This is a genomic window from Modestobacter excelsi (genome assembly GCF_005930495.1).
Classification (GTDB): domain Bacteria; phylum Actinomycetota; class Actinomycetes; order Mycobacteriales; family Geodermatophilaceae; genus Modestobacter; species Modestobacter excelsi.
The window spans coordinates 1-22,173 of the sequence record NZ_SJEX01000062.1; the positions used below are offsets into that span (position 1 = coordinate 1).

Here is a 22,173-nt window from a genome sequence, read left to right on the forward strand (position 1 = left end):
TCGGTGCAGGAGACCGGGCTTGCGGGGTGGGGCAGTGCACCGGCACCGGGAGGCGCCGGGCTGGCGGCGTCCGCGTCCTTGAGGTCGTCGACGTCCTTGGCGTCACCCGCGGCTGTGGGGGCGCCGTCAGTCGTCGTCCCGGTCACTGCCGGGTCCGATCCCGCCGTGTCCGACGCTGCCGGGTCTGACGCTGCCGTGGCCGTGTCGGTCGTCGTGCTGCTCGCGCTCCCGGGGTCGGTCGTCCCGGTGGTGGGGGTGGTCGTGCCGGTGCTGGTCGTGCTGGTGCTGGCCGTGCCGGTGCTGGTGGTGGCGGTGCCGCTACCGGTCGTGCTGGCACCGCCGGCCGGGGCGCAGGGCTCGGATGGCGAGGTGTCGGTGCGGGACGTCGGGGTCAGCGGAGCGCTGCTCCCCGCGGGCGTCGTGGCCGCCGTCGGCTGGCCGTCCTCACCGCGTCGGCGGGCAGTGGCCGCCGTCGTGGCCGGGTCCAGCGAAGTCGTCGTGGGCGCCAGGGCCGTGGTGGTGGCCACGACGACCCCTGAGTCGTCGTCGTCGGGGGTGGACGGCTTCGCCGGGCAGGTCGACCCGGACGCCGGCACGGTGGGGCTCGGCCCGCTCGGCGTCGTCGTCCCCGTGCCCGTGGTGGCCGTCCCCGGGACGGCTGCCGTCGTCGGAGGAGCCGTGATGACATCCGACGCGGGGACGGGAGCGGGCGCAGGTCCAGCCCCGTCTCCGACGGCCGGCCCGGTGTCCTCGGTGACGGCGACCTCGGCGACCTCGGTGTCCTCGGTGACGGTCGGCTCGGCGACCTCGGTGTCCTCGGTGACGGTCGGCTCGGTGTCCTCGGTGACGGTCGGCTCGGTGTCCTCGGTGACGGTCGGCTCGGCGTCCTCGGCGGCGGTCGGCTCGGCGTCCTCGGGGGCTGCCGGTGCCGGCGGGACGTCATGCAGCACGGATCCGGCGTCCTCCGCGTCGTCGGACTGCAGCTCCGGGGCGGAAACGGGCGCCACAGCCTGCACGGGGGGCTCGGTGTCGGCTCCCGGCTCAGGGGTCGGGGCGGGCGACCCGACGGTGGCGTCCTGGGTCACCGGTGGTGCGTCCTCGGCCCGGGCCGTGGTCGAGACGACGGTCAGCAACATCCAGGCGCCGATGGCCAGCGCGGCGGCGACGAGCAGGCGGGCCGGCGCGCTCAGGGGAGCGCTCCCGACGCGGTGCCGCATGGCCACCGCGCCGGGCGCCGCGCCACTCGGCTCCCGGTTCGTCACCGTACGCACGCTCGGCCTCACGATGACGAGCGTCAAGTGCACCAGGGAGAGGCCCGGGCGAGAAGGCGTGTCTCGTCACACCGAGTGATCAAATGTGAAGACGATGTGCCTTCTGCGTGACCTCACCCAGGCTCTCCTCCGCGGTGCGGGGAGTGTGCTCCCGACGGCGCGACGGGCCGGGGCGGCGGGGTCCGGAGATGCCTGCCAGAGGCGCTCGGGACCAGCGGGTCGGCGAGGACCCGTGGCTCGTCGTCGGTGAGCCACCTCTGGCGCAGGCCCACCTCTCCGGCCCACCGATCCAGGGAGCCGGGCGGTCGTCGATGACGCCTGCGCACTCGGCGGCCTGCAGCGGGATGGTCGCCGTCCACACCCGGACGGGTCGTCCACAGATCCGGCCGGGCCCTGTCGCGGGCGGCCGGATCGCGCTGCGCTGGTCCCGTGCCTGCCGCGTCCGCCACCCCTTCCGCTGCCCACCCGCTGGTCGTGAGCGCCGACCCCGTCCTGCTCGACGACCTCCTCCGACTGCTGGCCGCCGCCGGGACGACCGGCGAGCTCACCACCGGCGGAGGCGCGCTGCGACGCGCCCACCGTGACGCCCCGCTGGTGCTCGTCGGTGCGGATGCGCTGGCCAGCGCGCCGGTCCGCGCCCTCCCACGCCGGCCGGGGGTGCTCGTCGTGGTCGGCGGAGCACCGGACGCCGAGGTCTGGTCGGCCGCCGTCGCGGTCGGTGCCGAGCGCGTCGTCGTCCTGCCCCAGGACGAGACGTGGCTGGTCGAGCGGGTCGCCGCCGCCATCCGGGCGCCGGTGCGGCCCGGCTGGCTGGTCGCCGTCGCCGGCGCCTGCGGTGGGGCCGGCGCGAGCACGCTGGCCACGGCGCTCGCCCTGGCCGCGCGCGCGGCGAGGGGTCCGGACGTGCTGCTCGTCGACGGGGACGGCTGGTCGGCCGGACTGGACCTGCTGCTGGGCGCCGAGTGGGTGCCGGGGCTGCGCTGGCCCGAGCTGGCCGGGATCAGCGGTCGGGTGGCCGGTCCCGCCCTGGTCGCCGCGCTGCCCGAGGCCTGCGGCGTGCCGGTCCTCGCGGCGTCCCGGGACCAGCCGCAGGAGGTGCCGGTTGAGGCGCTGCTGGCCGTCTCCACCGGTGCCCGGGACAGCGGCTGGGGTGTCGTCGTCGACCTGCCCGTCCGCGGTGCCCCCACCGACGGCGTGCTGGCCGAGGCAGACCTGGCCGTGCTGCTGGTCCCCGCCCGGCTGCGGGCCGCTGCGGCGGCGCGTGCCCTGCTGGCCGGGGAGCGCAGCCCCTGGGCGTCCGCGCTGCTGGTCAGCCGGCCGGTGCCGGGCGGGCTGACCCGCACCGAGATCGCCGACGTGCTGGGCCGGCCGGTGTTCGCCGAGCTGGCGGCCGACCGGTCGGCGGTGGCGCGGAGCGAGCGGGGTGAACCCCCGTCGGTGGCCGCGCGGTCACCGTTCGGGCTGCTCAGCCGGCAGCTGCTCGCCCAGCTCCCCGGGCGCGCGGCATGACCGAGTCCGCTGCGCCGCTGGTGGAGCGGGTGCGCGCCCGGCTGGCCGGTGGCACGGGTGCCCCGAGCGCGGTCACCGTCGCCGCGCTGGTGCGGGAGGAGACCGGCGGGCTGCTGGGCGACCGCGGCGTGCTCTCCGCCGTACGGGCGGCCACGGACGAGCTGTCCGGAGCCGGGGTGCTCGAGCCCCTGCTGCGGCTGCCCGGGGTGACCGACGTGCTGGTCAACGGCCCGGACGCGGTCTGGGTCGACCGTGGTGGGGGCCTGGAGCCGGTCGACGTCCGCTTCCCCGACGAGGCAGCGGTCCGCCGTCTCGCCGTGCGGCTGGCCGCCTCGGCCGGGCGGCGGCTGGACGACGCCGCTCCGTGGGTGGACGCCGGGCTGCCCGACGGCACCCGGCTGCACGCCGTCCTCCCGCCGGTGTCGGGATCGGGCACCTGCCTGTCGCTGCGGGTGCTGCGCCGGGCGGCGCTCCCCTTCGCCGACCTCGCCGGCCGCGGTGCCTTCCCCGGCGCCTCGGCCGACCTGCTGACGGCGGTGGTGCGGGCCCGGCTGGCGTTCCTGGTCACCGGCGGCACCGGCACGGGCAAGACCACGGTGCTCTCCGCGCTGCTCGGGGTGGCCGACCCCCGGGAGCGGGTGGTGCTCTGCGAGGACGCCCCCGAGCTCGCGCCGCCGCACCCGCACGTGGTCCGGTTGCTGACCCGCCCGCCGAACGTGGAGGCGGCGGGGGCGGTCACCCTGCGCGACCTGGTCCGCCAGGCGTTGCGGATGCGGCCGGACCGGCTGGTGGTCGGCGAGGTGCGCGGCGGGGAGGTCATCGACCTGCTGGCCGCGCTGAACACCGGTCACGACGGCGGGTGCGGCACCGTGCACGTCAACCGGGCGGCGGACCTGCCGGCCCGGCTCGAGGCCCTGGGGGAGGCCGCCGGGCTGGGCCGGGCGGCGGTGCACAGCCAGGCGGCGGCCGCGCTCGCGGTCGTCGTCCACCTGCGCCGCGGTCCTTCCGGCCGGCACGTCGCCGAGCTCGGCGTCGTCCGGCGGCGCGGGGAGCTGATCGAGGTGGCGGCGGGCTGGCGGGCCGACGGCGGGGTCTGCCCCGCGCGCGACGAGCTCGCTGCCCTGCTGCCGTGCCCGGTGCCGGGATGACCCCGGCGCTGCTCTGCCTGTCCGCGGCGCTGCTCAGCTGGCCGACCGCACGGCCGGCCGCCCGGTTGGCCGGGCGCCCCGGCGGTCCGCTGCCCCGGCCGGGCGTCGCCACGCTGGTGAGCGGCCGCGCCGGCGTGCTGGCACCCGCGCTGGCGGCGGGCAGCGCAGCGGCGGTCCTGTCCACGCCCGTCGTCGCCGCACTGGCCGCGGTCTGCGGACTGGCGGCCGGGCACGCGCTCCGGCGGCGGGCGGTGGCGACCGCGGCGGAGCGGCGCAGCCGCGCGCTGATCGAGGGGCTGGGCGCGCTCGCCGCCGAGCTGCGGGCCGGCCGCCCGCTGGCCGAGGCGACCGCGACGGCGCTGGACTGCTGCCCGGACCCGGCCACCGCGGCCGCCCTCGGGCCGGTGGTGCGGCTCGGCGAGGCCCCGCCGGGGCGGGCCGGCGACGAGCCCGCCCGGGCGCTGCTGCGGATCGCCGCGGCGGTGCGGCTCAGCGCGCGCACCGGCTGCTCGCTGGCCGGCGTGGTGGCCGCGGTCGAGGACGACCTGCGGGCCCGGCTGCACGCGGAGCAGGAGCTGCGCTCCGCGGTCGCCGGCCCGCGCGCCAGCGCGACGGTGCTGGCCGGGCTGCCGGTGCTCGGCCTGCTGATGGGCAGCGGGGTCGGGGCCGACCCGTGGCGGGTGCTGACCACCACCGGCTCGGGGACGGTGCTGCTCGTGCTGGGGGTGGCGCTGGAACTGGCCGGGACGAGCTGGTCGGCCCGGCTGGTGCGCCGCGCCGTCCGACGGTGAGCGCGGCCGCGGCGGTCGCCCTGGCGGCGGCGCTGCTGGTCTGGGTGCCCTCCGGCGCGACCCGCCGGGAGCGGCTGCGGGCGGTGGCGCCCGCTCCAGCCTCCCGGGGGCGGTGGCGTCCCCAGGTGCCGGGCGGGCCGCCGGGCACCGGCCGCCGCTGGGCGGAGGCGGGCGCCGCCGCGGCCGGGGTCTTCCTGCTCCTCGGCGGGGGCCCGGGCGCCGCGCTCGCCGGCGCCTGCGTCGGAGCGGGGCTGGAGCGGTTGCTGCGGCGGTCGGGAGCCCCACCGGACCCGGGCTCCCGGCTGGCCCTCGACCTGCCGGTGGCCTGCGACCTGATCGCCGTGTGCCTGACCGCCGGCACCCCGGTCGGCTCGGCGCTGGCCGCGGTCGGCGACGCGGTGTCCGGGCCGCTGGGGGAGCGGTTGGTCGAGGTCGGTTCCCTGTACCGGCTCGGGGCCGCGCCGCGTCGCGCCTGGTCGGGATCGCCGCCGCCGCTGGACGTGCTGGGCCGGACGCTGGTGCGTGCGGGGGAGTCCGGGTCGGCGGTCGTCCCGGCGCTGCAGCGGCTGGCGGCGGACCTGCGCAGCAGCGCCCGGAGCGAGACCGAGGCGGCGGTGCGCCGCGCCGGGGTGTGGGTGCTCGCCCCCCTGGGGCTGTGCTTCCTCCCCGCGTTCCTCTGCCTGGGTGTCGTCCCGCTGGTGCTCGGCATCGCCGCCGACGTCTTCGGCTGAGGTCACGGCGTCGTCGTGTGCACGCTGTGGCCGCGTGCGGGCGCCGCCGTCCACAGCTGGGGGCGTCCTCCACAACCCGGCTCCGGACCTGGGCCGGCGGTCCGGAGCACCGGAGGCTCGCAGCTGACGGGCCGGCTGGCGGCCCGGTGGAGGTGGGGACATGGGGATCCGGTCGCAGCAGGAGTCGGCAGCGCAGAGGCGGACCGCGCTGGCCCGGCGGCTGACGCAGGTCCGGACGGGCGAGGAGGGCATGAGCACCGCGGAGTACGCCGTGGGCACCGTGGCGGCCTGCGCCTTCGCGGCCGTGCTCTACCAGGTGGTCACCGGCGGCTCGGTGGTCACCGCGCTCGGCGACCTGGTGCAGTCCGCCCTGGCCACGCTCTCCTGAGCCGTCGTGCGCACCCGCCGCCGCGCCGGCCGGCCCGAGGCCGGGATGGTGACCGCGGAGACGGCCGTCGTGCTGCCGGTCCTGCTGTTCGTCCTGGCCGGGGCGGTGGCCGCGGTCGTGGTCGTCGGTGCCCAGCTGCGCTGCGTGGACGCCGCCCGGGAGGCGACCCGCGCGGCGTCGCGCGGCGAGCCCGGCGCGGTGGCGGCGGCCCTGGCCGCCGGGGCTGCTCCCCGGGGCGCGGTCACCGCGATCGGCGGCGACGGCGAGACGGTCACCGTGACCGTCTCGGCGACGGTCTCACCACTGGGCCCGCTGCCCTGGCACGTCGAGGTCTCGGCCACGGCCACCGCACTGCGGGAGCCCTCGGCGGGGAGCGGTGCGCCGTGACGTCGTCGCGGCTCGCCGGCGAGCGGGGCTCGGCCACCGTGTGGACCGTCGCGCTGTCCGCGGTCCTCGCGGTGGTGGGCGCGGCGGTGCTGCTGGTCGGGGCTGCGGTGGTCGCCCGGCACCGGGCGGGCTCGGCCGCGGACCTGGCCGCGCTGGCGGCGGCGGGCCGGGCGGTGCAGGGCGACGCAGACCCGTGCGCGGCCGCCCACGAGGTGGCCGCGGCCAACGGTGCCACCGTCGACTCCTGCGCGGTCAGCGCGGCGGCGGTGGTGGAGCTGCGGGTGCACGTCCCGGTCCGGCTCGGCCCGCTCGGCGTGGTGGACGCGCCTGCCCGTGCCCGGGCAGGGCCGGCGCCACCCGACGCCGGGCCGGCGGCACCGTCAGAAGACCAGGTCGTCGGGGTCGCGGTCGGGCTCGGGCGGCGCCTCGTCGGTCGCCGGGGCCCCCTCGGGCGCGGCCGGGCCGCTGGTGCCGAACAGGCCCGGCCGCGGGGCCGGTCGGCGGGTCAGCTCCGCCTCCTCGGGGGTCAGCTCGGGAGCGGTGGCGAGCTCGTCCAGGACGACGTCGAGCACCCGGACCGCTCCGGCCTTGTCCAGCGGGTCGTTGCCGTTGCCGCACTTGGGCGACTGCACGCAGGACGGGCAGCCGGACTCGCACTCGCAGCTGGCCACCGTGGCCCGGGTCGCCTGCAGCCAGTCGCGCAGCACCGCGTACCCGCGCTCGGCGAAGCCGGCGCCGCCGGGATGGCCGTCGTAGACCACGATCGTCGCCGTGCCGGTGTCCGGGTGCAGGGCCGTGGAGATGCCGCCGAGGTCCCAGCGGTCGCAGGTGGCCAGCAACGGGAGGATCCCGATCGACGCGTGCTCGGCGGCGTGCAGCGAGCCGGGCAGCGCGGTCTCGTCCACGTCGGCCCGCTCCACTGCCCGGTCGCTGAAGGTCAACCACACCGCCCGGGTGCGCAGCTGCCGGGCGGGCAGGTCGAGCGGGAACTCCGCGAGCACTTCCCCGGTGCCGACCCGTCGGCGCTGGTAGGCCACGACCTGGTTGGTGACGTCGACGACGCCGGTGTGCGCGGTGACCGCCCCGAGCCGCCGGGTCCGGTCGGTGGACACGATCGAGAGGTCCACGACGTCACGGGCGACCGTCGTCCACTCCGGGCTCTCCGGGTGCACGACGGCGCAGGCGTCCTCGACGTCGAACTCGTCGACGACGTAGGTCTCGCCGCGGTGCACGTAGAGCGCACCGGTGTGCACGGTGGCGTGGGAGGCGTCGCCGTCCACCGTGCCCAGCAGGCGCCCGGTCGCGCCCTCGATGATCGACACCGGGGCGGTGCCGCTGCCGCGGATGTCCACGTCCGGCCGGCCCCGGCCCGCCCAGTACCAACCGGTCGGCCGGGCGCGGAGCAGCCCGTCGGCGACGAGCTCGGTCACCTGGGCCTCGGCCACCTCCCCGCCGAAGTCGGCGAGGTCCTCGCGGCGCAGCGGCAGCTCGGCGGCCGCGCAGCACAGCTGCGGGCCGAGCACGTAGGGGTTCGCCGGGTCGGTCACCGTGGCCTCGACGGGCCGGCCGAACACCGCCTGCGGGTGGTGGGCCAGGTAGTGGTCCAGCGGGTCGTCGCGGGCGACGAACACCACCAGGGACTCGTTCTGCGCCCGCCCGGCCCGGCCGGCCTGCTGCCACATCGAGGCCAGCGTGCCGGGGTAGCCGGCGAGCACCACGGCGTCCAGGCCGGCGATGTCGATGCCCAGCTCCAGGGCGTTGGTGGTGGCCACGCCCAGCAGCGCCCCGCTGGACAGCGACCGCTCCAGCTCCCTGCGCTCCTCGGGCAGGTAGCCGCCGCGGTAGGAGTCGACCCGCGACACCAGGTCCGCCCGGCCCCGCGACCGCAGCACGGCGCGGGCCTGCTCGGCCACCGACTCCGCGCCGCGGCGGGACCGGACGAACGCCAGGGTGCGGGCGTTCTGCTCGACCAGGTCGGCCAGCAGACCGGCGGCGTCCGCGGCGGCCGAGCGCCGCAGCGGGGCGCCGTGCTCGCCGGTCTTCTCCGTCAGCGGCGGCTCCCACAGGGCGAAGGTGGCCCCCGGCCGCGGCGACCCGTCGTCGGTCACCGCCGTCACCGGGGCTCCGACCAGCCGGCTGGCGGCCGCCGCCGGGTCGGCCACGGTCGCCGAGGCGAGCACGAACACCGGTTCGGCGCCGTAGCGGCGGCAGATCCGCCGCAGCCGGCGCAGCACGTGCCCGACGTGGGAGCCGAAGACGCCCCGGTAGGCGTGGCACTCGTCGATCACGACGTAGGCCACCCGGCGCAGCGTGCTCGACCACTTCTGGTGGGCCGGGAGGATCCCGCGGTGCAGCATGTCGGGGTTGGTGACGATCCAGCGCGAGTGCCGGCGGACCCAGTCCCGCTCCTCCATCGGGGTGTCCCCGTCGTAGGCGGCCGGCCGCACCGAGGCGTCGGCGAGCGCGTCGACGGAGGCGAGCTGGTCGCGCGCCAGCGCCTTGGTGGGAGCCAGGTACAGGACGCACGCCCGGGGGTCCTCGGCGAGCGCGGTGAGCGCCGGCAGCTGGTAGGCCAGCGACTTCCCCGAGGCGGTGCCGGTGGCGACGACGACGTGCGAGCCGGCCCGCGCCAGCTCGGCGGCGGCCACCTGGTGGCCGAAGGGCTCCAGCACGCCGCGGTCGGCCAGCCGGGCGCGCAGAGGCTCGCCGACCCATGCCGGCCAGGGGGCGGTCCGGCTGGGCCGGACCGGCAACCGGTGGACGTGGGTGACCGGGTCGTCCTCGGGCTCCGTGCCCACCAGCAGCGCAGCGAGCAGCTCCGCGCCGGGGAGGGCGGCGACGGCGGGCTCGGGTCCCTCGGCCGGCTGCCCGACGGAGCGCAGGGACGTCACCACTCCACTGTCACACCGTCGCGCAACCCTGGGTGAGGGCGGTGGGCGCAGCTGACGCTGGGTGTGAACTGGATCACGAACAGGTCTGGCCTTGACGCTGTTCCTGCGGCACAGTGCGTGCCACGCCGGGCCCTCCCCGCGCGAAGGCCCGGGGGCGCCAGGCGGGTGCGCGCCCCCACCTCGCTGCGGAGGAACACATGCCCGACACCGAACTGTCCGGAGGCGACCTCACCCTCGTGGCGGTCGTCCTGGCCATCTCCCTCGCCGCCCTGGGCTTCGCCTTCTACCTGTCGCGGGCCGTCATGGCCGCCGACCAGGGGACGCCCACGATGCAGGAGATCGCCAAGGCGATCCAGGAGGGAGCGGGCGCGTTCCTGCGACGGCAGTTCCGCACGCTGGGCGTCTTCGCCGTCATCGTGTTCATCCTGCTGCTGCTGCTCCCGGTCTCCGACGGAGGAGTGGGCACCCGGGTCGGCCGGGCGGTCTTCTTCCTGGTGGGCGCCACCTTCTCGGCGTCGGTCGGCTTCATCGGGATGACCCTGGCGACCCGGGGCAACGTGCGGGTGGCCGCGGCAGCCGCCGCCGGTGGGCACCGGCCGGCCTTCCGGATCGCGTTCCGCACCGGTGGCGTCTGCGGGATGATCACCGTCGGCCTGGGGTTGTTCGGCGCCTCCCTCGCCCTGCTGCTGTTCCGGGACACCGGCCCGATCGTGCTGGAGGGCTTCGGCTTCGGCGGCGCCCTGCTCGCGATGTTCATGCGCGTGGGCGGCGGCATCTTCACCAAGGCCGCCGACGTCGGGGCGGACCTGGTCGGCAAGGTGGAGGCCGGCATCCCCGAGGACGACCCCCGCAACGCCGCGACCATCGCCGACAACGTGGGCGACAACGTGGGCGACTGCGCGGGCATGGCCGCCGACCTCTTCGAGTCCTACGCCGTCACCCTGGTCGCCGCCCTGATCCTCGGCCAGGTCTTCTTCGGCGCGGTGGGCATGGTCTTCCCGCTGGTCGTGGCGGCGATCGGGATCATCGCCTCGATCGTCGGCATCCTGGCCAGCAACCCCACCGCCGGCGACAGCTCCTGGATGTCCCCGATCAACCGCGGGTTCTTCACCTCCGCCGCGGTGTCCCTGGTGCTCGTGGCCGCCGCGTCGTTCACCGTGCTGCCCTCGATCTCCGACGGCCTGGACGTCTCGGTCAGCCCGCAGGTGCTCGGCTTCGTCTCCGTCCTCATCGGCATCGTGCTCGCCGCCACCATCCAGCAGCTCACCGGCTACTTCACCGAGACGTCGCGGCGCCCGGTCAAGGACGTCGGCCGCAGCTCGCTCACCGGGCCGGCCACGGTCATCCTCTCCGGCATCTCGCTCGGCCTGGAGTCCGCGGTCTATGCGGCGCTGCTGATCGGTGCCGCCGTCTACGGGGCCTTCCTCATCGGCGGTGCCGCCGCGCTCTACGCGGTCGCGCTGGCCGGCTGCGGGCTGCTCACCACCGCCGGCGTCATCGTCTCCATGGACACCTTCGGTCCGGTGAGCGACAACGCGCAGGGCATCGCGGAGATGTCGGGGGAGATCGACGAGGAGGGCGCCCAGGTGCTCACCGACCTCGACGCGGTCGGCAACACCACCAAGGCGATCACCAAGGGCATCGCGATCGCCACCGCCGTCCTGGCCGCCACCGCCCTCTTCGGGTCCTACAACGCGAGCATCGGCGACGCCCTCGACGATGCCGGGGCCAGCCTCGGCAACGCCTTCACCCTGGTGTCACCGAACAACGTCGTCGGCGCCGTCATCGGCGCGGCGGTCGTGTTCTTCTTCTCCGGCCTGGCGATCAGCGCGGTGTCCCGGGCGGCGGGCCGGGTCGTGTTCGAGGTGCGCGAGCAGTTCCGTACCCGGCCCGGGATCATGGACTACAGCGAGCGGCCCGACTACGGCGCCGTGGTCGACATCTGCACCAAGGACTCGCTGCGCGAGCTGGCCACCCCGGGGCTGCTCGCCGTCCTCGCGCCGGTCGCCGTCGGCTTCGGGCTCGGCTTCGGGCCGCTGGCGGCCTACCTGGTCGGCGCGATCGCCACCGGCACGCTGATGGCGGTCTTCCTGTCCAACTCCGGCGGCGCCTGGGACAACGCCAAGAAGATGGTGGAGGACGGCGCCTACGGCGGGAAGGGCAGCGAGGCGCACTCCGCGACCGTCATCGGGGACACGGTGGGCGACCCGTTCAAGGACACCGCCGGCCCGGCGATCAACCCGCTGATCAAGGTGATGAACCTGGTGGCCCTCCTGATCGCGCCGGCGGTCGTCGGGATGACGGTGGGCGAGGACCAGAACACCACGCTGCGGGTGCTCATCGCGCTCGCCGCAGCGGCGGTCATCGTGGTGGCGGTCGTCATCAGCAAGCGCCGCTCCACCGTGGTGGGCGGGGACAGCGACACGCCGGCGGAGGCGCTGACGAAGAGCGCGACCTGAGCACGGCGGCGCTCTCCGCGGCGGCCCCCACCCCCTGGTTGTGGATCCCGCCGCGTGGTGTGGACGACGGCGCACGGGCAGCGTGCCCGGGTTCCTAGCGTCGTGCTGTCGGTCCCGTCGGGGCCCGTGCCGCACCGGGAGGCGCCGTGTCCCATCTGATCGCCGTCCAACTCGACGTGCTGGGCGGGCTGCTGGCGGAGCTGCGGGCGCTGGGTGTCGAGCTCAGCGGGGAGCAGCAGCTCACCGCGGCGTCCGGGCAGGCTCTCGCCCGGTCGTTGGCGGGGCGGGTCGGGGAGGAGGCCGCCCAGGCCGGCGCCGAGTGGGCCGGCGCGCTGGGCGCGCTGGCCGCCCGCACGCTGGCCGTGGCCGCCACCCTCGAGGCGGCGGTGGCCGCCTACCGGGCCGCGGACCTCCAGCTGGCCGGCCGGATCGCCCCGGCCCGGCCCGGCCTGCCGGCGGTGCCCAGGTGAGCGAGCCGACGACGGTGCAGCAGGCGGCCGGCTGGGACGTCGCGGAGCTCCGCGGCGGCGTCGGGCGGCTGGACCAGGTCGCCGACCGGCTGCTGCCCTGGCGCACCCGGTTGGACGTGCTCGGCCGGCAGCTCGGCCGGGCGGAGTGCTGGTCGGGCCCGGCCGGCACGGCCGCTGCAGCCGCGGTCGTCGAGCTGTCCACGGTGGCGTGCGGGGTGTCGGGCGCGCTGGGCTCCTCCCTCACCGACCTGCAGGGCCTCACCGCCGCGGCGACCGAGGCGCAGGAGTGGGCCGCCGGAGCGCTCGCGACGGCGGAGGCCGGGCGGATGTCGCTGGACGGGACCGGCTCGCCGGTCGGCCTGGCGGCGCCGCCGGGCGCGGCCATGGCCGCCGACCAGGTGGCCGACGTGCTGGCCGACCGGCAGGCCGGCCGGCTCGCCGCGGCCCGGGCGGACGAGGCGCTGCTCGCCGCGGCCCGAGCGCTGGCCTGCGCCCGCGCCGCCCGTCAGCCGCTGGCCGCGCTGGGGGTCGGCGGTCGCAGCGCGGTCGGGTTCGCCGACCTGGTCGTCCGGCTGCCGGCCGCCCGGCCGCTGCCGGTCCCGCCGGACCCCGGTCCGCTACGGGTGGCCGCGTGGTGGGCCGGGCTCCCGGCGGCTGAGCAGCTGGCCGAGATCGCGGCGCGGCCCGCTGTGGTCGGTGCGCTCGACGGGCTGCCCGCCTGGGCCCGGGACCGGGCCAACCGGCGCCGGCTGGCGGCCGCCCTCGGGTCGCTGCCCGCCGGGGAGCAGCGCCGGGCGGCCGAGGTGCTGGCCGGTCGGCTCACCGCCCTGGACCGCGCCGGCGGCACCGCCCAGCTGGTGCAGTTCGACCCGACCGCGGACCTGGTCGCGGTGTCCCTGGGCGACCTGGACACCGCCGCGGCGGTGGCGGTGCTGGTCCCGGGGATCAACACGACACCGGCGGACGACCTGCCCGCCCTGCTCGGGGACGCGGCCGCCGTCGGGTCCGCCGCGGCGGCAGCCGCCCCCGGGCTCGCCGTCGCCACCGTGGCCTGGCTCGGCTACCGCACGCCGGGGCTCGGCACGATGGCGCTCCCCACGGCTGCCCGGCGGGGCGGACCGGCGCTCGACCGGGCGCTCGACGGCCTCGCCGCCGCGCGCGCCGTCCCCGGTGGGGTGCTCGCCCCGCCGCGCACCACGGTGGTCGCCCACAGCTACGGCACCGTGGTGACCGGTCAGGCTGCCCGGGCACCGGGCCGGCTCGCCGCTGACGCGGTCGTGCTGCTGGGCAGTCCCGGGCTGGCCGGCGGGGAGGCCGAGGACCTCGAGGCCCCCGACGTGCACGGCGCCTGGTCGGTGGCCGACCCGGTGTCCTGGCTGCAGTGGTTCGGGGACACCCCGTCCGATCCCTCCTTCGGCGACTCCCCGCTGCCGACCGAGCTGACCGAGGGGCACACCGACTACCTCGACCCCGACCGCCCGACGCTGGCCGCCGTCGGCGAGGTCGTGGCCGGGGTCCGGGTGCCCCGATGAGCAGGCGGGACGGCAGGCCACCACCCCGGGAACACGCCCGCCCGCCGACCGTTGGACGGTCGACGGCGCGCCCGGATCTGCTCGCCGCCCGGGCTCCTCCCGTCGGCGTGGCCTACCGTGGCCTCGCCGAACGGGTGCAGCTCGCGCTGTCCCCGTGTGCGTCCGGGTCCTCCCGGCGCCCGCGTCAGCACCCCCGACAGGAGCACCGTGCCGCCCACCAAGACCACGTCAGCCACCAGCACCGGCAACCGCGCACCGCGCAAGCGGACGGCCGCGGCCGGGGGCAAGCCACTGGTGATCGTGGAGTCCCCGGCCAAGGCGAAGACGATCGCCGGCTACCTGGGCAGCGACTACGTCGTCGAGGCGAGCATCGGGCACATCCGCGACCTGCCGCGCAACGCCGCCGACGTCCCCGCGGCGCACAAGGGGGAGTCCTGGGCCCGGTTGGGGGTCGACGTGGACCACGGCTTCGAGCCGCTCTACGTGGTCAGCCCGGACCGGCGCCAGCAGGTGGCCCGGCTGAAGCAGCTGGTGAAGGAAGCCAGCGAGATCTACCTCGCCACCGATGAGGACCGCGAGGGCGAGGCCATCGCCTGGCACCTGATCGACACGCTGAAGCCCACCGTGCCGGTGCGCCGGATGGTCTTCCACGAGATCACCCGCGAGGCGATCGCCCGTGCCGTCGCCAGCCCGCGCGAGCTGGACACCGCGCTCGTCGACGCCCAGGAGACGCGCCGCATCCTCGACCGGCTCTACGGCTACGAGGTCAGCCCGGTGCTGTGGAAGAAGGTGCTCCCCAAGCTGTCGGCCGGCCGGGTGCAGTCGGTCGCCACCCGCATCGTCGTCGAGCGGGAGCGCGCCCGGATGCGCTTCCGGGCCGCCGACTACTGGAGCGTCGAGGGCACCTTCGACGTGGTCGGCCAGACCGGCGCCGGCGACGCCGGTGAGCCCCGGCAGCTGTCGGCCAACCTGGTCACCGTCGACGACCGGCGGGTCGCCACCGGCCGCGACTTCGACCCGGACACCGGCCGGGTCACCAGCGACGTCGTGCACCTGGACGAGGCCGGTGCCCGCGGCCTGGCGGCCCGCCTCGAGGGCACCCGGATGGCGGTCAGCCGGGTCGACGAGCGCCCGTACCGGCGCCGTCCCTACGCGCCGTTCATGACCTCGACGCTGCAGCAGGAGGCCGGCCGCAAGCTCGGCTGGTCCTCGCAGCAGACGATGCGCACCGCGCAGCGGCTGTACGAGAACGGCTTCATCACCTACATGCGCACCGACTCGACGAACCTGTCCGAGACGGCGCTGTCCGCGGCCCGCAGCCAGGCCCGCGAGCTCTACGGCGACGCCTACGTCCCGGCCGAGCCGCGCCGCTACTCCAAGAAGGCCAAGGGCGCCCAGGAGGCGCACGAGGCGATCCGCCCGGCCGGTGACTCCTTCCGCACCCCCGGGCAGCTCGCCGGTCAGCTGGCCCGGGACGAGTTCCGGCTCTACGAGCTGATCTGGCAGCGCACCGTGGCCTCGCAGATGGCCGACGCCGTCGGGCAGACGGTCAGCGTGCGGCTGGCCGGCCGCTCCACCTCCGACGAGGCGGTCGAGTTCTCCACCAGCGGCCGCACCATCACCTTCCCCGGGTTCCTGCGGGCCTACGTCGAGGGCAAGGACGAGGGCGCGACCACCGACGAGGAGGCAGACGACGCCGAGCGCCGGCTGCCCCGCCTGGAGCGGGGCCAGCCGCTGGACACCGCCGCGCTGGACCCCAAGGGGCACACCACCTCGCCGCCGGCCCGCTACACCGAGCCCAGCCTGGTCAAGGCGCTGGAGGAGCTGGGCATCGGCCGGCCGTCCACCTACGCCTCGATCATGCAGACGATCCAGGACCGCGGGTACGTGTGGAAGAAGGGCTCGGCGCTGGTGCCGACCTTCATCGCCTTCGCCGTGGTCAACCTGCTCGAGCAGCACTTCGCGGCCCTCATCGACTACGACTTCACCGCCTCGCTGGAGGCCGAGCTCGACGAGATCGCCGCCGGTGACCTGCGCCGGGTCGACTGGCTGACCGAGTTCTACTTCGGCGGCGGGGGCGGGCACGCCGGCGGCATCGCCGCCTCCGGCGGGCTGAAGTCGGTCATCGGCCAGCGGCTGGAGGAGATCGACGCCCGCGGGGTCAACTCCATCCCGCTGCAGGCCACCGCGCCCAACGGCGACCCGGTCGTCGTCCGCGTCGGTCGCTACGGGCCCTACCTGCAGGCCGGCGGCGAGGAGGGTGCCCGGATCAGCATCCCCGACGAGATCGCCCCCGACGAGCTGACCAGCGAGCGGGTCGCCGAGCTGCTCGACGCGCCGTCCTCGGACCGCGAGCTGGGCACCGACCCCGAGTCCGGCTTCCCGGTGGCGGTCAAGGCCGGGCGGTACGGCCCCTACGTCACCACGCTGGTCCCCGAGGGCAGCAAGGAGGCCCCGCGCACCGCCAGCCTGTTCAAGACGATGACGCCGGAGACGGTGACCTTCGAGCAGGCGGTGCAGCTGCTGACCCTGCCGCGGACGGTGGGCAGGGACGCCGACGGCGAGGAGATCCAGGCGCTCAACGGCCGCTACGGGCCCTACATCAAGAAGGGCACCGACTCGCGCTCGCTGGAGAGCGAGGACCGGCTGTTCACCGTCACCCTGGACGAGGCGCTGGCGATCTTCGCCCAGCCCAAGCAGCGCGGCCGGGCGGCGGCCAAGCCGCCGCTCAAGGAGCTCGGCGCCGACCCGGTCAGCCAGGGGCAGGTCACCGTGCGCGAGGGCCGGTTCGGCCCCTACGTCACCGACGGCGAGGTCAACGCCAGCCTCCGCAAGGGCGACGACATCGAGACGCTCACCCTGGAGCGGGCCGCCGAGCTGCTGGCCGACCGTCGCGAGCGGGCGCCGGTGAAGAAGAAGGCCGTGAAGAAGACCGCGGCCAAGAAGGCCCCGGCGAAGAAGGCGGCGGCCAAGAAGGCGGCGGCGAAGTCGACGACCACCACGAAGACGGCGGCGAAGAAGACCGCGGTCCGGGTGTCCGACGTCGCCGAGACGGTCCCCGCGGGCAGCTGAGGCGGGCACCGCGGTGGAGGGCTGGCAGCAGCGGCGCACGTCGTTCGGCGCGGTGGCCGCCGACTACGCCCTGCTGCGGCCGGGCTACCCGGCCGACGCGGTGACGTTCCTGCTCGGGACCCGGCCGCGGAGGGTGCTCGACCTGGGGGCGGGCACCGGACTGCTGACCGACGTGCTGCTGGCGGCCGGGCACGAGGTCGTCGCCGTCGACCTGAGCGAGCCGATGCTCGAGCAGTTGCGCGCCCGGCTGCCCCACGTCAGGGCGGTCCGCGGGGGAGCGGAGGCGGTCCCCCTCCCGGACGCCGACGTCGACGCGGTCGTCGCCGGGCAGGCAGCGCACTGGTTCGACCCGGCACCGGCGGCCGCGGAGCTGCGCCGGGTGCTGCGCCGAGGCGGCGTCGTCGGCTTCGTCTGGAACACCCGGGACGAGCGGGTGCCCTGGGTGCGGGCGCTGGGTGAGCTGCTCGCCGAGGAGGCCCGGGACCACGAGGCCGACCAGGGGGTCGTGGACCGGTTCGCCGCCGAGCTGCCGGCGACGGTGGAGGTGTTCGACTCGGGCACCGTCCAGCACGTCACACCCGAGCAGGTCGTCCGCGGCATCGGCACCCGCAGCTACGTCGCGACCATGGACGACGCCGACCGCGACCGGTTCCTCGGCGCGGTCCGCGAGCTGGTCGCCACCCACCCCGACACCCGCGGCCGTGACCGGCTGGAGCTGCCGTACACGACCCGGGCCCACCGCCTCACCCTCCGCTGACGGTCACCCCGGCCGGTGGCCGACGGCGAACAGCCGGCGGAACGGCAGCACGGTCGTCCCGTCCGCGCGCGCCGGGTAGGCGGCGCGCAGCGCGGCGGCGTACTCGGCGGTCAGCTCCTCCGCGTCGGTCGGGGACAACCGGCCCAGGACCGGGCGCAGCACGGTGCCGGAGACCCAGCCGAGCACCGGGTCCGCCCCGCTGAGCACGTGCAGGTAGGTGGTCTCCCACACGTCGGCGACCAGCCCGGCCGCAGAGAGCACGTCCAGGTAGCCGACCGGGTCGAGCACGGCGGCCGGGTCGAGCACCGTCGCGTGGCCGGGGGCCAGCCGCGCTCGCCACCGCCGGCTGCCGACCAGGTCGGCCAGCAGGGCGTGGGTCGGCGCCGTCTGGTTGCCGGGCACCTGCACCGCCAGCCACCCGCCCGGCGCCAGGTCGCCGGCCCAGCGGGTGAGCAGCTCCCCGTGCCCGGGCACCCAGTGCAGCGCCGCGTTGCTGACCAGCACGTCCACCGGGCCGGCCGGGCGCCAGTCCCGCAGGTCCCCGGCGACGAACTCCAACCGCCCGGGGACGGCGTGCGCCGCCGCGGCCGCGAGCATCGACGCCGAGCTGTCCACCCCGGTGACCAGGGCCCCTGGCCAGCGCTGCGCCAGCCCGGCGGTGACCGAACCGTCCCCGCAGCCCAGGTCCACCACGACCCGGGGTGAGTGGGCGTCGACCCGGGACACCAGCTCGGCGAAGGGCCGGGCCCGTTCCCCGGCGAAGCGCAGGTAGGTGGTCGGGTCCCAGGCGCCGGGGCTCTGCACGGGGGGAGGCTAGCGCCGGCCGGGGAGCAGGCAGTTCCCCCGCAGGGGCCGGACACGGCCGATTCCGTCGTCCCCGCCCGGTACCGTTGCCGAGCCGAGCCACCGGCCAGACACCACACCACCCCGGGGGGTCTCGATCAGCTCCGACCCGACGGACCGCCCCTCGAGCAGCGGTCCGTCCGCCGACGGCGTCCCCGCCGTACCCGGCTCGGGGTCGGGCGGGGTCGCCGACGCGACTCCCCAGCCGCCGGGTGCCGCGGTGCCCGCGGACGGGCTGCCGCCGGCCGGCACGCCGAGCGCGGACGGTGCGGGGGTGCCGCTGGCCGGGCTGCACCTCGAGGAGACCCCGGCCGGGGACCGGTCCGGCGCCGAGCCGGCCGGCGACCACGGCGAGCACCACGACGACCCCGACGACCACCACCACGACGGCGGGCTGAGCCTGGTGGCCAAGGTGCGCGCCGTGCTCCGGGTCCGGGACTTCCGCAAGCTGTGGCTGTCGATGTCGCTGTCCAGCTTCGGCGACTGGCTGGGCCTGCTGGCGATCACCGCCACCGCCACCTCGCTGGTCGACGGCTTCGCCGGTCAGAACTACGCACTCGGCGCCGTCCTGCTGTTCCGGCTCCTCCCGGCCATCCTGCTCGGCCCGCTGGCCGGTGCGTTCGCCGACCGCTTCGACCGGCGCAAGACCATGGTCGTCTCCGACGTGCTGCGCTTCGCGCTGTTCGCCTCCATCCCGCTCGTCGGCGACCTGGTCTGGCTGTTCATCGCGCAGTTCCTCATCGAGGCGATCAGCCTGTTCTGGATCCCGGCCAAGGAGGCCGCCGTCCCGAACATGCTCCGCAAGGACCAGCTGGAGCCGGCCAACCAGCTCTCGCTGGTGACCACCTACGGCCTGACGCCGGTGCTGGCCGCGCTGGTCTTCGCGGTGCTGACCACCGTGGGCGACCGGCTCGTCGCGACGGTGCCCTCGCTCGACGGGTCCGCCCTGGCGCTGTACCTCAACGCGCTGACCTTCCTGGTGGCCGCGGTCGTCATCTGGAACCTGCCCTCGATCAGCGGCCGCCGGGCCGCCGGCAGGCAGGTCACCGGCGAGAGCTTCCTGCACTCGCTGCGCACCGGGTTCAGCTTCGCCGGCCACACGCCGCTGGTGCGGGGCCTGGTCGTCGGCATCACCGGCGCGTTCGCCGCCGCCGGCGTGGTCATCGCCACCGGTCAGGCCTTCGCCAGCTCGGTGGGCGGGGGCGAGGCCGCCTACGGCCTGCTGTTCGGCGCGGTCTTCATCGGCCTGGGCCTGGGCATCTCGCTCGGGCCCAGCATCGCCCGGGACCTCTCCCGGGAGCGGTTGTTCGGCATCGCCATCGTCGGCGCCGGCGTCGGTGTCGGGCTGCTGGCCTGGACGTTCACGTTGTGGATCGCCCTGCTGCTGGTCGTGGTGATGGGCTTCTTCGCCGGGATCGCCTACCTGGCGGGCTTCACGCTGCTGGGCACCGAGGTCGACGACGCGCTGCGGGGCCGCACCTTCGCCCTGGTCCAGTCCCTGGTCCGGGCGTCGCTGATCGTCTCGCTGGCCGTCGTGCCGTTCGGGGTCGGGGTGCTCGGTCGCACGTCGGTCGACCTCGGCTCGGTGACGCTCGCGGTCACCGGCGAGCGGGTGATGCTCCTCGTGGCCGGGCTCCTCGCCGTCGCGGTCGGGTTGCTGTCCTACCGGCAGATGGACGACGGCCGTCCGGTGCCGCTGGTCGCCGACGTGGTCACCGCGCTGCGCCGGGACACCACCGCCCGCCGCCGGCTGGCCGGGGGTGGGGCGTTCATCGCCTTCGAGGGCGGTGAGGGTGCGGGCAAGTCGACGCAGACCCGCCGGCTGCAGGAGTGGCTCACCGAGGAGGGGCTGGTCGCCCGCACCACCCGGGAGCCGGGCGGGACGCCGCTGGGGGCGAAGATCCGGTCGATCGTGCTGGACCCCGCGAGCGCCGGGCTCTCGCCGCGGTCGGAGGCGCTGCTCTACGCCGCCGACCGTGCTCAGCACGTGCACGACGTCCTCCGGCCGGCGCTGGACGCCGGGGAGGTGGTGATCACCGACCGCTTCGTCGACAGCTCGCTGGCCTACCAGGGGGCGGGCCGCACCATCCCGATGGACGACGTCCGGTCGATCTCCCGCTGGGCGACCCAGGGGCTGCAGCCCGACCTCACCGTGCTGCTGGACCTGCCGCCCGAGGTGGGGCTGGCCCGGGCCCGCGGCCGGGCCGCCGCCGACCGGCTGGAGTCGGAGTCGCTGGACTTCCACCAGCGGGTCCGCGGCACCTTCCGCGCCCTCGCCGAGGCCCAGCCCGACCGGTACCTGGTGCTCGACGCGCGCCGCAGCCCCGACGAGCTCGCCGCGGCGATCCGGACCCGGGTCAGGGACCTGCTGCAGGGCCTGCCGTTGCAGCAGCTGCCGCCGCACGCCCGGGTGCCGCGCACCCGCCGGCACGGCGACCACGTGGTGCAGACCGGCTCGACGCCGCAGCTGCACCCTTGAAGGACCCCCTCCTCCTCACCGCTCGCAGGCTCGCGGCGAGCCTCTGGAGGGGGCCGGAAGAACTACTGCGGGAGGATGGGCACGTGAGCGCGAGCGGGGTGTGGGCCGACGTCGTCGGGCAGCCGGCGGTCGTGGCCGAGCTGCAGGCGGCGGTGGCCCAGCCGGCCGCGATGACCCACGCCTGGCTGTTCACCGGCCCGCCTGGCTCCGGCCGTTCGGTCGCCGCGCGGGCGTTCGCCGCGGCCCTGCAGTGCGAGGCCGGCGGCGACGGCACCTGCCACGAGTGCCGCACCGTGCTGGCCGGCAGCCACGCCGACGTGCATGTGGTGTCCACCGACGGGTTGTCGATCGCCGTCGCCGAGATGCGCGACATCGTGCTGACAGCCGCCCGAGCGCCATCACAGGGGCGTTGGCAGGTCGTCCTCGTCGAGGACGCCGACCGAATGGGCGAGCGCGCGTTCAATGCCGTGCTGAAGATGCTCGAGGAGCCGCCGCCACGCACGGTCGTGCTTCTCTGCACCCCGTCGCTGCACCCCGACGACGTGCCGGTCACCATCCGGTCCCGCTGCCGGGTCGTGGCGTTGCGCGCCCCGACGATCGAGGCCGTCACCGAGGTGCTGGTCCGCCGGGACGGCATCGACCCGGCGCTGGCCGCGTGGTCGGCGGCGGCAACCGGCGGACACGTCGGCCGAGCCCGGCACCTGGCCCGCGACGAGGCGGCGCGACTGGCCCGCAAGGCCGTGCTGGACATCCCGCTCTCGCTGGTCTCGCTCGCCGCCTGCCTCAACGCCGCCGACGACCTGGTCGGCACGGCCAAGGAGGAAACGGACAAGGCCGTGGCTGAGGTCGATGTGCCCGAGACCGAGGCGGTCAAGGCGAGCCTCGGCGTGGGCGCCCGCGGGCCGGGCGTGGCCGCAGCAAGCCGTGGTGCCGGCCAGCTCAAGGAGCTGGAGAAGCGGCAGAAGTCCCGTGCCACTCGAATCGGCCGGGACTCCCTGGACCGCGCCCTGGTGGACCTGGCCGCGTTCTACCGGGACGCCCTCGTGGTCAGCGCGGTGGGTGCCGGGTCGGGGGAGCTGACCCTGCCGCTGGCCCATCCCGACCGCCGGGCCGACGCGGTCGAGCTGGCCCGCCGGATCGGTGCCGAGGGGGCGCTGCGCCGGATCGACGCGGTGCTGGCGGCTCGCACCGCGCTGGAGCAGAACGTGAAACCGCAGATCGCGGTGGAGGCGCTCACGGTGGCGCTGCGGCTGCCCGCCTGAGCCGTCGTCCGACGCCGGCCCGCGCCGGCGGGGGGTCGCCGGGAGGAGGGCGGCGGTGCCGTAAGCTCACCCGCGCAGTCCGCCGCCTTAGCTCAGTCGGTAGAGCATCTCACTCGTAATGAGAAGGTCGTCGGTTCGATTCCGACAGGCGGCTCGCATCCCACCAGCGTATTCGCCGCCGGT

General features: G+C 76.4%; 15 protein-coding genes, 1 tRNA gene and 2 pseudogenes. 15 read left to right on the forward strand and 3 right to left on the reverse strand.

The annotated features are described in order from the left end of the window. Positions 1–1,262 (reverse strand): annotated as a pseudogene (locus FHL80_RS18005) (hypothetical protein); the annotation flags it as partial. A gap of 438 nt (positions 1,263–1,700) precedes the next feature. Here FHL80_RS18005 and ssd point away from each other — a divergent pair. The 7 genes and pseudogenes from ssd to FHL80_RS27105 form a co-directional block, all read left to right on the forward strand. Beyond that, the gene (gene ssd / locus FHL80_RS18010; protein ID WP_138734750.1) at positions 1,701–2,780 is read left to right on the forward strand and encodes a septum site-determining protein Ssd; all 1,080 of its coding nucleotides are present in this window, start codon (positions 1,701–1,703) and stop codon (positions 2,778–2,780) included. Continuing rightward, positions 2,777–3,928 (forward strand): TadA family conjugal transfer-associated ATPase, encoded by a 1,152-nt coding sequence (locus FHL80_RS18015; RefSeq protein ID WP_138734751.1) that lies wholly within the window; start codon positions 2,777–2,779, stop codon positions 3,926–3,928. Before ssd ends, FHL80_RS18015 begins: the two co-directional genes overlap by 4 nt. Further along, a complete protein-coding gene (locus FHL80_RS18020) occupies positions 3,910–4,719 on the forward strand; it encodes a type II secretion system F family protein (RefSeq protein ID WP_246078770.1) in 810 nt (269 codons plus the stop codon). The genes FHL80_RS18015 and FHL80_RS18020 overlap by 19 nt, the downstream gene beginning before the upstream one ends. Beyond that, positions 4,716–5,450, forward strand: coding sequence for a type II secretion system F family protein (locus FHL80_RS18025; RefSeq protein WP_138734752.1), 735 nt, complete (start codon positions 4,716–4,718; stop codon positions 5,448–5,450). Before FHL80_RS18020 ends, FHL80_RS18025 begins: the two co-directional genes overlap by 4 nt. A 160-nt stretch (positions 5,451–5,610) precedes the next feature. Further along, positions 5,611–5,838 carry a DUF4244 domain-containing protein gene (locus FHL80_RS18030; RefSeq protein WP_246078771.1) on the forward strand — a complete coding sequence of 76 codons (228 nt, stop codon included), beginning with the start codon at positions 5,611–5,613 and terminating at the stop codon, positions 5,836–5,838. A gap of 6 nt (positions 5,839–5,844) precedes the next feature. After that, positions 5,845–6,225 (forward strand): TadE family type IV pilus minor pilin, encoded by a 381-nt coding sequence (locus tag FHL80_RS18035; RefSeq protein WP_138734753.1) that lies wholly within the window; start codon positions 5,845–5,847, stop codon positions 6,223–6,225. Further along, a pseudogene (locus tag FHL80_RS27105) lies at positions 6,222–6,563 on the forward strand (Rv3654c family TadE-like protein); the annotation flags it as partial. The gene FHL80_RS18035 and the pseudogene FHL80_RS27105, both read left to right, overlap by 4 nt. Positions 6,564–6,605: 42 nt before the next feature. Here the strand turns inward: FHL80_RS27105 and FHL80_RS18045 are convergent. Next, entirely contained in the window at positions 6,606–9,116 is a 2,511-nt protein-coding gene (locus FHL80_RS18045; RefSeq protein ID WP_138734754.1) for a DEAD/DEAH box helicase, read from the reverse strand. A 197-nt stretch (positions 9,117–9,313) separates the two neighbouring features. Between FHL80_RS18045 and FHL80_RS18050 the strand changes: the two genes are divergently transcribed. The 5 genes from FHL80_RS18050 to FHL80_RS18070 all read left to right on the forward strand — a co-directional run bounded on the left by FHL80_RS18050 (position 9,314) and on the right by FHL80_RS18070 (position 17,406). After that, positions 9,314–11,575, forward strand: a complete 2,262-nt coding sequence (locus FHL80_RS18050; protein WP_138734755.1) for a sodium-translocating pyrophosphatase — start codon at positions 9,314–9,316, stop codon at positions 11,573–11,575. A 146-nt stretch (positions 11,576–11,721) separates the two neighbouring features. After that, positions 11,722–12,045, forward strand: a complete 324-nt coding sequence (locus FHL80_RS18055) for a hypothetical protein (RefSeq protein ID WP_138734756.1) — start codon at positions 11,722–11,724, stop codon at positions 12,043–12,045. Continuing rightward, the gene (locus tag FHL80_RS18060; protein ID WP_138734757.1) at positions 12,042–13,577 is read left to right on the forward strand and encodes an alpha/beta hydrolase; all 1,536 of its coding nucleotides are present in this window, start codon (positions 12,042–12,044) and stop codon (positions 13,575–13,577) included. Before FHL80_RS18055 ends, FHL80_RS18060 begins: the two co-directional genes overlap by 4 nt. A 207-nt stretch (positions 13,578–13,784) precedes the next feature. Beyond that, a complete protein-coding gene (topA, locus tag FHL80_RS18065; protein ID WP_138734758.1) occupies positions 13,785–16,649 on the forward strand; it encodes a type I DNA topoisomerase in 2,865 nt (954 codons plus the stop codon). 13 nt (positions 16,650–16,662) lie between these two features. Next, positions 16,663–17,406, forward strand: a complete 744-nt coding sequence (locus FHL80_RS18070; RefSeq protein ID WP_138734759.1) for a class I SAM-dependent methyltransferase — start codon at positions 16,663–16,665, stop codon at positions 17,404–17,406. A 3-nt stretch (positions 17,407–17,409) separates the two neighbouring features. Here the strand turns inward: FHL80_RS18070 and FHL80_RS18075 are convergent, their stop codons facing one another. Further along, positions 17,410–18,210: a trans-aconitate 2-methyltransferase gene (locus tag FHL80_RS18075; protein ID WP_138734760.1), complete on the reverse strand. Its 801-nt coding sequence runs from the start codon at positions 18,208–18,210 to the stop codon at positions 17,410–17,412. Between the two features lie 259 nt (positions 18,211–18,469). Between FHL80_RS18075 and tmk the strand changes: the two genes are divergently transcribed. From tmk to FHL80_RS18090, 3 genes are all read left to right on the forward strand, one after another. Continuing rightward, positions 18,470–20,728 carry a dTMP kinase gene (tmk, locus tag FHL80_RS18080; protein WP_246078772.1) on the forward strand — a complete coding sequence of 753 codons (2,259 nt, stop codon included), beginning with the start codon at positions 18,470–18,472 and terminating at the stop codon, positions 20,726–20,728. An 83-nt stretch (positions 20,729–20,811) separates the two neighbouring features. After that, positions 20,812–21,990, forward strand: a complete 1,179-nt coding sequence (locus tag FHL80_RS18085) for a DNA polymerase III subunit delta' (RefSeq protein ID WP_138734762.1) — start codon at positions 20,812–20,814, stop codon at positions 21,988–21,990. Positions 21,991–22,071: 81 nt separating this feature from the next. After that, positions 22,072–22,144 (forward strand) — tRNA-Thr (locus FHL80_RS18090). The last annotated feature ends 29 nt before the right edge of the window (positions 22,145–22,173 follow it).

Bases quoted from the DNA above. Each gene is read 5' to 3' on its own strand.
- FHL80_RS18050 (WP_138734755.1), top strand. From the start codon at position 9,314: ATGCCCGACACCGAACTGTCCGGAGGCGACCTCACCCTCGTGGCGGTC.
- FHL80_RS18030 (WP_246078771.1), top strand. From the start codon at position 5,611: ATGGGGATCCGGTCGCAGCAGGAGTCGGCAGCGCAGAGGCGGACCGCG.
- FHL80_RS18015 (WP_138734751.1), top strand. From the start codon at position 2,777: ATGACCGAGTCCGCTGCGCCGCTGGTGGAGCGGGTGCGCGCCCGGCTG.